General features: G+C 65.9%; 14 protein-coding genes. 8 read left to right on the plus strand and 6 right to left on the minus strand.

The genetic code is table 11. From position 1 onward, the window contains the following. Window positions 1–3: 3 nt before the first annotated feature. The 5 genes from ACYQ3G_RS15045 to ACYQ3G_RS15065 are packed head-to-tail and all read left to right on the plus strand — an operon-like array spanning window position 4 to window position 2993. Window positions 4–396 (plus strand): response regulator, encoded by a 393-nt coding sequence (locus ACYQ3G_RS15045; RefSeq protein ID WP_156902440.1) that lies wholly within the window; start codon window positions 4–6, stop codon window positions 394–396. Continuing rightward, window positions 389–1021, plus strand: coding sequence for a hypothetical protein (locus ACYQ3G_RS15050; RefSeq protein ID WP_459826980.1), 633 nt, complete (start codon window positions 389–391; stop codon window positions 1019–1021). The genes ACYQ3G_RS15045 and ACYQ3G_RS15050 overlap by 8 nt, the downstream gene beginning before the upstream one ends. A 5-nt stretch (window positions 1022–1026) precedes the next feature. Then, the gene (locus ACYQ3G_RS15055) at window positions 1027–1407 is read left to right on the plus strand and encodes a response regulator (protein ID WP_459826982.1); all 381 of its coding nucleotides are present in this window, start codon (window positions 1027–1029) and stop codon (window positions 1405–1407) included. Window positions 1408–1413: 6 nt separating this feature from the next. Continuing rightward, window positions 1414–2577 carry a sensor histidine kinase gene (locus ACYQ3G_RS15060; protein WP_459826984.1) on the plus strand — a complete coding sequence of 388 codons (1164 nt, stop codon included), beginning with the start codon at window positions 1414–1416 and terminating at the stop codon, window positions 2575–2577. Further along, entirely contained in the window at window positions 2574–2993 is a 420-nt protein-coding gene (locus tag ACYQ3G_RS15065) for a response regulator (RefSeq protein ID WP_051306949.1), read from the plus strand. Before ACYQ3G_RS15060 ends, ACYQ3G_RS15065 begins: the two co-directional genes overlap by 4 nt. Before the next feature lie 118 nt (window positions 2994–3111). Here ACYQ3G_RS15065 and ACYQ3G_RS15070 read toward each other — a convergent pair whose 3' ends face one another. From ACYQ3G_RS15070 to ACYQ3G_RS15095, 6 genes are all read right to left on the minus strand, one after another. Further along, complete coding sequence (locus ACYQ3G_RS15070; protein ID WP_051306948.1) at window positions 3112–3471, minus strand: hypothetical protein; 360 nt, start codon at window positions 3469–3471, stop codon at window positions 3112–3114. Between the two features lie 74 nt (window positions 3472–3545). After that, a complete protein-coding gene (locus ACYQ3G_RS15075; RefSeq protein ID WP_028576680.1) occupies window positions 3546–3923 on the minus strand; it encodes a NifB/NifX family molybdenum-iron cluster-binding protein in 378 nt (125 codons plus the stop codon). Window positions 3924–3951: 28 nt separating this feature from the next. Then, the gene (locus ACYQ3G_RS15080) at window positions 3952–4824 is read right to left on the minus strand and encodes an ATP-binding protein (protein ID WP_459826987.1); all 873 of its coding nucleotides are present in this window, start codon (window positions 4822–4824) and stop codon (window positions 3952–3954) included. After that, window positions 4817–5686 (minus strand): 4Fe-4S binding protein, encoded by an 870-nt coding sequence (locus ACYQ3G_RS15085; protein ID WP_028576678.1) that lies wholly within the window; start codon window positions 5684–5686, stop codon window positions 4817–4819. The genes ACYQ3G_RS15080 and ACYQ3G_RS15085 overlap by 8 nt, the downstream gene beginning before the upstream one ends. Before the next feature lie 9 nt (window positions 5687–5695). Continuing rightward, a complete protein-coding gene (locus ACYQ3G_RS15090; protein WP_459826990.1) occupies window positions 5696–6388 on the minus strand; it encodes a NifB/NifX family molybdenum-iron cluster-binding protein in 693 nt (230 codons plus the stop codon). 147 nt (window positions 6389–6535) lie between these two features. Next, a complete protein-coding gene (locus ACYQ3G_RS15095) occupies window positions 6536–7075 on the minus strand; it encodes a DUF134 domain-containing protein (RefSeq protein ID WP_459826992.1) in 540 nt (179 codons plus the stop codon). A 389-nt stretch (window positions 7076–7464) separates the two neighbouring features. Here ACYQ3G_RS15095 and ACYQ3G_RS15100 point away from each other — a divergent pair, with 389 nt between their 5' ends. From ACYQ3G_RS15100 to ACYQ3G_RS15110, 3 genes are read left to right on the plus strand one after another with little or no spacing between them, the layout of a single operon-like run. After that, entirely contained in the window at window positions 7465–8118 is a 654-nt protein-coding gene (locus ACYQ3G_RS15100; RefSeq protein ID WP_459826994.1) for a CBS domain-containing protein, read from the plus strand. Next, window positions 8105–8899 (plus strand): ABC transporter ATP-binding protein, encoded by a 795-nt coding sequence (locus ACYQ3G_RS15105; protein ID WP_459826996.1) that lies wholly within the window; start codon window positions 8105–8107, stop codon window positions 8897–8899. Before ACYQ3G_RS15100 ends, ACYQ3G_RS15105 begins: the two co-directional genes overlap by 14 nt. Further along, window positions 8900–10804: an AMP-binding protein gene (locus tag ACYQ3G_RS15110; RefSeq protein WP_459826998.1), complete on the plus strand. Its 1905-nt coding sequence runs from the start codon at window positions 8900–8902 to the stop codon at window positions 10802–10804. The last annotated feature ends 378 nt before the right edge of the window (window positions 10805–11182 follow it).

Below are 11182 nucleotides of genomic sequence, written 5' to 3' on the forward strand. Positions count from 1 at the left end.
GATATGGATATAAACGAATGGAACATCCTGCTGGTCGATGACGAGGTCGAATTCGTCACCACCCTGGCCGAACGGCTCGACCTCCGGGGCATCGCGGCCCGCGTGGCCCACGACGGGGAATCAGCGCTGAAGGCCGTGGCCGACGCCGAGCCCCACGTCATGGTTCTCGACGTCATGATGCCAGGCATGAAGGGCATCGAGGTCCTGCAGCGCGTCAGGGAGCAGCACCCGGCCGTGCAGGTCGTCATGCTGACGGGCCAGGGCAAGACCCGCGACGGCATCGAGGGCATGCGCCACGGCGCCTTCGCCTACCTGACCAAGCCCCTCGACATCGAGGAGCTCATCCGCACCCTCTCGGAAGCGGTCGCCGCCGGCCAAGGAACGCACCATGCCTGAAGCCGCGCGCGAAACACGATTCATGGGGACAGTCACGGCCATGAGCATGCACGAGATGCAGAACATCCTGGCCATCATCCGCGAGTCGGCAGGCCTTCTGGGCGACATCATGAAGGTCAACGCCAGGGTGGACTTCAAGCACAAGCCCACCCTGGAACGGACCCTCGGGCACATCTCGTCCCAGGTCGACCGCGGCAAGGGGCTTCTGGAAGCCACCAGCCGCCTGGCCCACTCCGCCGACGCGGACATGCTCGAAGCCTGCGATCTGGGCGTGCACGCCCGGACCCTGGCCTTGCTCTCCGAGCGCATGGTGCGCCTCAAGGGCGCGTCCGTCGAGTTCACCCCGGCTACCAGGGTCCTGCCCGTGGCCGTCGGCGCCATCTGGGTCCTCATGGCCGGCTTCAGGGCCGTGCAGTGGGCCGTCGGGAACGGCGCCAAGGACTGCGTGATCCGCCTCTGGATTGACGAGGGGCCGAATTTCCACGTGCTGAACGTCGCGCCGCCCAGCGGGACCACCCCTGACCTGTCCGGCCTGAGTGACCTGAACGCGCTGCTCGAACAGGGCCGGATGGAATGGGACGGCGCGCGGCTCAAAATCTTCTTTCCCGTTTCACGTCAGGATTGAACGCCATGGACGCCCTGAACATTCTGCTCATCGACGACGAAGAGGCCTTCGTGACCACGCTCCAGGAACGCCTGGAAATGCGGGGCTTTGCGGCCAGGGTCGCCCTGGACGGCCAGAGCGGTCTGGACCTCATCGCCCAGGATCCACCCGACGTGGTCGTGCTGGACCTGCGCATGCCGGGCATGAGCGGCCTGGAGACCCTGCGGCGCATCCGCGGCACATGGCCGGGGCTGCCCGTGATCATGCTCAGCGGACACGGCTCGGACCAGGATTTCGAGACCTGCCTGAACCTCGGCGCGGCCCGCTATCACAAAAAACCCCTGGACATCGAGGATCTGCTCGAAAGCATCCGCACGGTGACCCAGGGACACGCGCCCGGCAGGTAGGTTCGCATGGTCCATGTACTGGTGGTCGACGACGAACGCGATTTCGCGGATCTGCTGTCCGAAAGGCTGCGTGCCAGGGGCATGGACGTGCATACGGCCTACGGCGGGGAGCAGGCCCTTGAGATGGCGCGCGCGCTGCACCCCGAAGTCGTGGTCCTCGACATCACCATGCCGGGCATGAGCGGCCTGGAGACCCTGGGCGCCCTCAAGGCCGAGAGGCCGGGCCCGGAAGTCATCCTGCTCACGGCCGACTCGACCCTGAACACGGCCGTGGCCGGCATGAAGGGCGGAGCCAGGGACTACCTGACCAAGCCCGCCGACATCGACACGCTGGTCGCGGCCATCGGCGATGCCGAGGGGCGGCACATGGAGGCCCTCTCCAGGCAGCGCATGACCGAAACGGCCAAGCTGGCCGCGATGGGCGAACTGGCCACGGGGGTGGCCCACGAGATCAACAACCCCCTGCAGGTCATGATCACCGAGGCGGGCTGGATCGAGGAGATCCTGCGCGAACCGGACCTGACCGAGGCCAACCGTGCGGACCTCCGGTCATCCCTCGAGCTGATCCGGCACCAGGCCGGGCGCTGCAAGGCCATCACCTCGAAACTGCTGACGCTGCGCTGCGCCCTTGACGCCAAGGGCGCAACCACGAAGCTGCCGCTCCTGGCCCGGAGGCTGCTGGCCGAGCGCCGCAAGCGGATCGAAGCCCTGGGGGTGGAGATCGTCCAGGAATGGACCCCGGCCCTGAGCGCCGTGGACATACCGGAGTCGGAATGGGGCCAGGTCCTGGCCAACGTCATCGACAACGCCCTGGACGCCATGGAGAACACGAACGCCGCGGACGCTGCCGCACCCGTCCTGACCCTGCGGGGCGTTTGCGCCGACGCCCGGATGGAGGTCACGATCCGGGACACGGGCTGCGGCATCGAGGAGCATCTGCTGACGCGAATTTTCGAACCCTTTTTCTCCACCAAGGAGGTGGGCAAGGGAATTGGATTGGGGCTGGCAATCTGCCACGGCATCATCGAGGCCATGGGAGGGGGCATCACCGTGCACAGCTCCCCTGGGCGCGGGTCGACCTTCACCATACGGGTGCCCATGGCCGTGCATGCGCACAACGAAAACAACGGGCCGGAAAGTCCGGCATCTGCCAAGGAGGAGAAAATATGAACAAGATGAAGCTGCTGATCGTGGACGACGAGAAGGATCTGTGCCGGATCCTCGCCGACCGTCTGAATATCCTGTACGGCATTTCCCCGGACGTGGCCCACACCGGCGACGAGGCCCTGGAAATGGTCCGCAAGGGTAATTACGACGTCGTGGTCCTGGACATCGAGATGCCCGGCATCGACGGCATCGAGACCCTGAAGCGCATCAAGGAGATCAACGCCAAGATCCAGGTCGTGCTCTTCACCGGCCACGGCAGCGAGGAGACCCGCCGCATGGGCGAAGTCCTGGGAGCCTTCAGCTACGTCGACAAGATCGACGGTCTGCCCAAGCTGGCCCCCATGATCGAAGGCGCCTTCCGTCTGCGCAAGGTCCTCGAGGACACTTACGCCGACGCGGCCATGAACGAGTACAACTGATCCCGGACAGAGGTCAAAAAACAACCAAGCGCCTGCCGGGACGTTTCCGGGCAGGCGCTTTTTCGTCCCGGCTCCGGGCAGAGCCGTGGAATGCGACTGAAAGCTTTCGCTTGAGGGCTCAGCCCAGGCCGAGAATCCTCTTCAACCTGGCCAGGACCTTCTCGCCGTCCTCGCGCCCCGGCAGGGCCGGCACGGCGTTCAGCACGCCCAGGCCCTCGCTGTCCTCGTGGAAGGTCTCGCCATCCATGTCCGTGACGACCACCGTGTTCAGCATGGCGTTGACGCGCAACAGTTCCGTCAGAAACGCCTTGTAGTCCAAACCCGGCGTCATGGCGTCGGCGACGACGAGTTTCCAGGGGGCCTTGGCTGCCCGGCCCAACACATCGGCCCGGCTCTCGGCCCACTCCACTTCCCCGCCCAGCCCCTGCGCAAAATCACGCAACGCGTCCTTGCGGCCGGTGACAATGACCACCTGCATGTTCCCTCCTGGTGTAGGTACGTGAAAAGGCCGGGCCTCCCCGTGCACGGAGGCGGCCCGGCCAGGGAGGATGACTAGTGCCCGCCGCCGCAGGTGTATTCCTGGGTGAAGCGGACCAAAGCGCCCTTGAGCAGGGCGTCGACGGCCGTGCCGACATTGGGTGCGCCGGCGCCGTAGAAGACGTCGATGCCCACCTGGTTGAAGCCCATGAGCGGGCGCATGCCCATGCCACCGGCGATGAGCAGGTTCACGCCGTTGCTGGCCAGGTGCTGGACCGGAGCCATGCAGCCGCCCTGCTCGTGAGGCACGTTGGGCAGGATGCCGACCTGGGCCACGTTGCCGTTCTCCACATCGACGATGGTGTAGACGTCGCAGTGCCCGAAATGGGCGCCGACTTCCGCTTCAAGCCCGCCGGGCGCTGCCGAGGGGACTGCAATTCTGAACTTTTCCATGATACTTCTTTCTCCTTGTACGAAACGCTTACGAGTGCAAAAGATTCGTGATTTTGAGCCACGCCTCCCGGATGTTCCGGGCGATCTCGCTGTCGGGCCCCTCTGTCACGGCCTGGCGACGCACCATGGCCTCGGTGACAGCCGTGTCGTGGGGCAAACGAGCCAACAGGCTGTATCCCTTTTCCGAGCACAATGCATCAATCCTACCCGCATGCTCGGGATTGAGGTCGTGTTTGTTGATGATGACGGCGACCTTGGTGCGGAAATGGTCGCACAGCCCGGCCACACGCTCCAGGTCGTGCACGCCGGACGGGGTGGGCTCCGTGACCACCACGGCCAGGTCCGTCTGGGACAGGGAGGCGATGACCGGGCAGCCGATGCCCGGAGCGCCGTCGCAGAGGATGAGGTCCAGGCCGCGCTCTTCGGCCAAAACGCGCGCCTCCTTTTTCAGGCGCGAAACCAGAAGGCCGGAGTTTTCCTGTCCGGGAAAGAGCTGGGCGTGGACCATGGGCCCGAAGCGGGTGTCGCTCAGGTAGCGCTGTCCGCAGTGCCTGTCGGGGAAATCGATGGCCTGCTCGGGACAGAAGGCCACGCAGACCTTGCAGCCCTCGCAACGCAGGGGCGCGATGCGGTAGACGTCCCCGTCGGGGTCGATGGCGTCGTACCGGCACATGGAGGCGCACAGGCCGCAGCCCACGCACTTGTCCGGGTCGATGACCGCTTCGTGCCCCGAAATGAAGGCCTCTTCCCGGACCACCGCCGGGTCGAGGAGCAGATGCAGGTCGGGCGCGTCCACATCCAGGTCGCAGATGACCTTGCTTTCGGCCAGGTGGGCGAAGGCCGCGGTGATGGAGGTCTTGCCCGTGCCGCCCTTGCCGCTGATGACGACTATCTCACGCATGATCGGCCTCCTTGCCCATGGCCATCAGTTTCGCGGCCAGACCGGAGAACAGCTGGCCAAGGCCCTGGTCCATCTCGGCCAGCACCAGCCCTTTGGAATAGTGCTCGGCGATGTCGCGGCGATAGGGAATCTCGGCCACGATGGGCAGGTTGCGCGCCGCGCAGAATCCGTAGACGCGGTCGTCGCCCAGCCCGGCGCGGTTGATGACCACGGCCATGGGCTTGCCGTAGGGCGCGAAAGCCTCGCAGGCGAGCTTGAAATCATGGAAGCCGAAGGGCGTGGGCTCGGTCACGAGCACGATGACGTCGCTGTCGGCCACGGCGCTCATGGCCGGGCAGCTCACGCCGGGAGGGGCATCGACGAGCACGTCCAGCCCCTTGGCACGGGCCTCGGCGCGCATGTGCGAGCGCACGACGCGCATGAGTGGCGGGCTCATGGCCTCTCCCACGCGCAGCCGTCCGGTCGTGCAGGGAATCCGCCCACGCGAGACGCCGAACTCCATGACGCCGAGCTCGCGCGTGGCCACGCCGATGGCCCCTTCGGGGCAGATGGCCATGCACCCGCCGCAGCCGTGACACATCTCGGGGAAGGTCATGATGGCCTTGCCCATGACGGCGATGGCCTTGAACTGGCACAGCTCGGCGCACTTGCGGCAGAACGTGCACTTGGACTCGTCCACGTCGGGGACCTCGAGGGTCACGACCTCCGACCCCGTGGCCTCGGGCTTCAGAAACAGGTGCAGGTTGGGCTCTTCCACATCCAGATCCACGGCCATGAGAGGATTGGGCCATGTCACGGCCAACGAGGCCGTGACCGTTGTCTTGCCCGTGCCGCCCTTGCCGCTGGCAACCGATACGATCATGATGTCACCCTATCTGTTTGGGGAATCGGTGTATTCGACCTTGCCCGACTTGAACGCCTCCACGGCCTCGGCCACGGTCATGCCGCCCATGTTGTGCCCGATCTTCACCCCGCCGGCCTTGAGGGCCGAAAAGGCCTTGGGGCCGACGCTGCCCGTCAGCAGCACCGAGGCGCCGGCGTTGATGATGTTCTCGGCGGCCTGGATTCCGGCCCCGTGGGACATGGACTGGGAACTGCCGTTATCGACGTAGGTCGAGGCCATGGTCTCGACGTCCACGACCACGAACCCCCCGGCCCGGCCGAAACGAGGGTCCACGCGGTCCGTCATCTTCGGGCCTTCACTGGTGATGGCGATCTTGGTCATACAAAGCTCCTTGCTGCGGGCCGCAAGACGGTCCGGATACTGGTGCATACACGGCGTCTGGGCATCATGGGCGATGTGCAGAGCCAGTCCGTCCACGAGAGCCCGGGCCACGGCCCGGCGGGCATCGCCCAGAATGCGCCCGAACGTATGCCTGGAGACATGCATCCTGGCGGCGCCCTCCTCCATGGTCAGGCCTTGGTAGTCGGCCAGACGAAGGGCCTCGAAACCGTCCATGGTCATGTAGACCTCGGCCAGTTCCGTCAGGGGAATCCCCTGGGGTTTGAAAAAACACGCTTTGGGGCATCCTTCGATACGGCGACATTTCCTGGGTCGTGGCACGGCTCCTCCATTTTGCTCAAACGAGCGATTATTCCTCCGTTTTGGCCGTGTCAACACCCCCGGCCGAAGAATCCTGGGCAGGGCCGTCGGTCAGGCACGAACCGTCGCGCCGCGCGCGGCCCAGCCCGCCTCCGGCCTGACCGGCCCCTACGCCTCCGGCCCCGGCACCCGGCCGCTGTCCGCGGCAACCGCCGCCCCGTCCTGCGCCGCCCTGTCCTGCGCCGCCCTGACCGCGTCCGCAACCGCCCTGGCCGCGACCTCCACCGCCCTGGCCACGTCCTGCACCACCTTGTCCTCTCTGTCCCGGCATGATCGTCCTCCTTGAGCCCGGCCGCCGCCGCAGACCTGCGACCGCGCGCACTGCGGCTCCGAAATGTCCTGTTCCTTTCCATTGGTCACGGCGTGTTCCACGTCGACCTCGATGCGGATGGCCCAGCCGCGCGACAGCGCCCTGGCCACCTGCCCCCGGGCCTCGCCCAGGATGCGGCACAGCGTGGGACGGGAAACCTGCATGCGGGCGGCCGCCTCCTCCTGGCTCAGGCCTTCCCCGTCCACCAGGCGCAAGGCCTCGAAACCGTCCAGGCCGAGCACCACGCCGTACAGCTGCGACATGGGAATCCCCACGGGCTTGAACACCGTGACTTCGGGCACGTCGGCCACGAACCTGCACTTTCTCCTGCGTCCCACCGGACCTCCTCAATTTGAAATTATGTTCAAAATAATCCTGCCGAACAGACCTGTCAACACCATCGGAAAATTTTGTGTTGCAAGAAAAATTGCTTGGGCAACTTTATTTGCCATGCGCCGCCTCGCCTGCGGCGGCCTGCCGCGCCGGGAGAAGTTTCATCGCTGACAACTTATATTGCATGACACCTGCACAATCCTGCGCATGACGCGGTTGCGTCAATTTCGTCCGGGCGCAGACACGGCGGGACGAAATAAGTAACACATCAAAATACCATATTAATTTGGGGCGTACAAACTTTCATCTCCGTCACCACCATGTCTCGAACCATTCTGGCACGAACCTTTCTAAATGCCGAACGGAACCACCACCCCGAGAAAAAGGAGCGACCATGTTTGTCGGGCTCAAGATGCTCAAGAATTTCATCAGTATGCCTCCCGACGCCCTGGCCGAGGACGCCCAGCGGGTCATGGACGAGCAGCAGCTGTGGATGCTGTTCGTGGTCAGGGACGGCAAGCTCGCCGGGTACGTGCGCCCCGAGGACATCAACGCGGCCATGCCCTCCCTCATGACCGGGCTGGACAAGCACGAGATCAACTACCTGCTGTCCAAGCTGACCGTGGGCCGCATCATGCGCAAGGACATGGTCACCGTCACGCCCGAGACCGAGATCGAGGCCGCGGCCATGCTCATGCACGCCAAGAACCTGGCCGGACTGGCCGTGGTCGACGCCGACGGCGACCTCATCGGCTACATCAACCGCACCATCATGCTGGAGGTACTGGCCGAGGAGATGGGCTACGGCCAGGGCGGCTCGCGCATCGTCTTCGAGGTCGTGGACCGGCCCGGCGTGCTGAAGGAGGTGGCGGGCATCATCGACTCCCTCGGCTACTCCATCATCTCCACCGGCACCTTCACCCACGCCGACCGCCGCATGGTCGTCATCCGCGTGGACACGCCCAACCCCTCGTCCATCGCGGCGGCGCTGCAGAAGACCGGGTACGACGTGGTCGGCCCCGAGGATTTCAAGCATGAATGGCAGTAGCCCCCTGCTCGAGGTGCAGGAGGTCAGCCTGACCTTCAAAAACGTGGCCGCCCTGTCCCGTGTCACCTGCCGCGTGGACAAGGGCAGCATCACCTCCCTCATCGGGCCCAACGGCGCGGGCAAGACGAGCATGCTCAACTGCATCTCGGGCCGCTACACCCCGACCAAGGGCGCCATCAGCATGGACGGCCGAGAGCTGACCGGCGTGCCGGCCCACAAACGCACGGGCTTCGGCCTGGCCCGGACCTTCCAGAACATCGCCCTGTTCCGCGGCCTGTCGGTCCTGGACAACCTCATGGTCGGCCGCCACTCGCGCCTCGGTTACGGCATCCTGGCCTCCATCCTCTACCTGGGCAAGGCCCGCCGCGAGGAGGACCGCCACCGGCAGCGCGTGGAGGAGATCATCGATTTCCTGAACCTCTCCCCCTACCGCCACACCGTCGCCGGGCACCTGCCCTACGGCGTGCAGAAGAAGGTCGAGCTGGGCCGCGCCCTGGCCGCCGAGCCGCAGCTCCTGCTCCTGGACGAGCCCATGGCCGGCATGAACCTGGAGGAGACCGAGGACATGGCCCGCTCCATCCTCGACATCAACGAGGAGTGGGGCGTGACCGTCTTTCTGGTGGAGCACGACATGGGCGTGGTCATGGACATCTCCGACCACGTCATCGTCCTCGACTTCGGCCGGGTCCTGGCCAGCGGCACGCCCCAGGCCGTCCAGACCAACCCCAAGGTCGTCAGCGCCTACCTCGGCGACGAGGACGGCCTCTACAAGGGAAGATAGATGAGCGCGCCGTACGAAACCACCCTCCCCAAGCTCCTCCTGGACAACAGCCGCCGGCGCCCCGGCCGCACGGCCCTGCGCGAGAAGAGCTACGGCATCTGGCAGCCCTTTTCCTACAGGCAGTACCTGGACATCACGGCCGAGTTCGCAGCGGGCCTGAGGGCCCTGGGCCTGGGCCGCGGCGACGTCGTCGTCATCATCGGCGACAACCGCCCCGAATGGCTGTGGGCCCAGCTTGCCATCCAGGGCCTGGGCGGCGTGTCCCTGGGCCTCTACCAGGACTCGCCCGGCGAGGAGATCGGCTACGTCTTCGAGCTGTCGGGCGCGCGCCTGGTCGTGGCCGAGGACCAGGAGCAGGTCGACAAGATCCTGTCCATCCGGGGCGCCCTGCCGCTCCTTGAGCACATCGTCTACCACGACCCTAAGGGCCTCGTGGGCTACGACGCGCCGGGCCTCAAGAGCTTCGGCGACGTGCGCGCCCTGGGCCGCGACCATGCGGCCGAGTTCGAAAGCTGGGTCGAGTCCGTCTCGCCCGACGACACGGCCCTCATCGCCACCACCTCGGGCTCCACGGGCCGGCCCAAGCTGGCCATGCTCTCGCACCGGAACCTCCTGTCCATGGCCTGGAACCTGGGCCTCTCGGACCCCAAGCGCGAGACCGACGAGTTCGTGTCCTTCCTGCCCCTGGCCTGGATGGGCGAGCAGATGATGGCCGTGTCCTCGGCCCTGCTGTTCGGCTTCTGCGTCAACTTCCCCGAGGAGCCCGACACCGTGCAGGAGAACATCCGCGAAATCGGGCCGCACCTCATCTTCTCGCCGCCGCGCGTGTGGGAGAACATGGCCGCCAAGGTGCGGGTACGCATCATGGAGACCACGCGCTTCAAGCGCTTCCTCTTCAACCTGTGCATGCCCGTGGGCATGAGGTACGCCGGGACCGTACTGCGCGGCGAGACGCCGTCCATGGGCCTGCGGCTGGCAAACAGGCTGGCCGACTGGGGCTTGTTTCGCGCCCTGCGCGACCGCCTGGGCTTCACGCGCGTGCGCTCGGCCTCCACGGGCGGCGCGCCGCTGGGGCCCGACACCTTCACCTTCTTCCACGCCCTCGGCGTCAACCTGAAGCAGATCTACGGACAGACCGAGATCGCCGGCATCTCCTGCATCCATCGCGACGGGGCCGTCAGCTTCGACTCCGTGGGCGAGCCCATCGCCGGAACCGAGATCCGCATCTCGGACGAGGGCGAGATCCTGTCCAGAAGCCCCGCCGTATTCCAGGGCTACCTGGGCAACGACGCGGCCACGGCCGAGACGGTCACCGACGGCTGGCTGCATTCGGGAGACGCCGGGTATTTCAAGAACAACGGCCAGCTGGTCATCATCGACCGCCTGTCCGACGTCATGACCACGGCCGCGGGCGTGCGCTTCTCGCCACAGTTCATCGAGAACAAGATCAAGTTCTCGACCTACGTGCAGGAGGCCGTGGTTCTCGGACATGAACGGGACTTCATCGCGGCCATCGTCTGCCTGGACGGCGACATCGCCGGCCGCTGGGCCGAGGCGAAAGGCCTGACCTACACCACCTACCAGGACCTGGCGTCCAGGCCCGAACTCTACGACCTCATCGAAGCCGAAATCCGGGGCATCAACCAGGCCCTGCAGCCCGGCACCGAGGTGCGCCGCTTCGCCCTGCTCTTCAAGGAACTCGACGCCGACGACGGCGAGTTGACCCGCACCCGCAAGATCCGGCGCAAGGTCATCGGCGAGCGCTACGCCGAGCTCATCGCGGCGCTGTACGACGGCACCGGCGCCACGGACCTGTGCATCGCCATCACCTACCAGGACGGCTCCCGCCGCGAGATGACGGGCAGCATCTGTATCAGGGACGTGGCTGCGGTGGGAGGGAAGTGATGACGGCAACGAAGTGCATGGAACGGGAAGGAAGATGGATTCCCGCCTTCGCGGGAATGACGCCCCGATTGGCGCGAGGCCGGCGCTGTTCCGGCCTGGAGTCCGCTTACCCGCCGCCCCCCGATGTCATCCCCGCGAAGGCGGGGATCCATGGCTCCCACGCGAAGAGGAACGCGCAAACTCACCGTAAACACGCGTACATGGGCACCCTTCCCGACCACGCGGGCCGGGGGCTGACGCACCTGTTCCACGTCATCCCCGCGAAGGCGGGGATCCATGCCTTTTCCTCGGCCAGGAAACACCGGGGCGAGGCGTCAATGCGGACCGCATGCCAAAAAAGCACAGCCCCACCGCCCCACCACCGCGTCATCCCCGCGA

The organism is Desulfomicrobium salsuginis, from assembly GCF_054657795.1.

What these genes read in the sequence shown, in the direction of transcription:
- ACYQ3G_RS15060 (WP_459826984.1), top strand. Translation starts at nt 1,414, where the DNA reads ATGGTCCATGTACTGGTGGTCGACGACGAACGCGATTTCGCGGATCTG.
- ACYQ3G_RS15075 (WP_028576680.1), bottom strand. Translation starts at nt 3,923, where the DNA reads ATGGAAAAGTTCAGAATTGCAGTCCCCTCGGCAGCGCCCGGCGGGCTT.
- ACYQ3G_RS15105 (WP_459826996.1), top strand. Translation starts at nt 8,105, where the DNA reads ATGAATGGCAGTAGCCCCCTGCTCGAGGTGCAGGAGGTCAGCCTGACC.
- ACYQ3G_RS15045 (WP_156902440.1), top strand. Translation starts at nt 4, where the DNA reads ATGGATATAAACGAATGGAACATCCTGCTGGTCGATGACGAGGTCGAA.
- ACYQ3G_RS15085 (WP_028576678.1), bottom strand. Translation starts at nt 5,686, where the DNA reads ATGATCGTATCGGTTGCCAGCGGCAAGGGCGGCACGGGCAAGACAACG.
- ACYQ3G_RS15065 (WP_051306949.1), top strand. Translation starts at nt 2,574, where the DNA reads ATGAACAAGATGAAGCTGCTGATCGTGGACGACGAGAAGGATCTGTGC.
- ACYQ3G_RS15050 (WP_459826980.1), top strand. Translation starts at nt 389, where the DNA reads ATGCCTGAAGCCGCGCGCGAAACACGATTCATGGGGACAGTCACGGCC.
- ACYQ3G_RS15055 (WP_459826982.1), top strand. Translation starts at nt 1,027, where the DNA reads ATGGACGCCCTGAACATTCTGCTCATCGACGACGAAGAGGCCTTCGTG.
- ACYQ3G_RS15070 (WP_051306948.1), bottom strand. Translation starts at nt 3,471, where the DNA reads ATGCAGGTGGTCATTGTCACCGGCCGCAAGGACGCGTTGCGTGATTTT.
- ACYQ3G_RS15100 (WP_459826994.1), top strand. Translation starts at nt 7,465, where the DNA reads ATGTTTGTCGGGCTCAAGATGCTCAAGAATTTCATCAGTATGCCTCCC.
- ACYQ3G_RS15080 (WP_459826987.1), bottom strand. Translation starts at nt 4,824, where the DNA reads ATGCGTGAGATAGTCGTCATCAGCGGCAAGGGCGGCACGGGCAAGACC.
- ACYQ3G_RS15110 (WP_459826998.1), top strand. Translation starts at nt 8,900, where the DNA reads ATGAGCGCGCCGTACGAAACCACCCTCCCCAAGCTCCTCCTGGACAAC.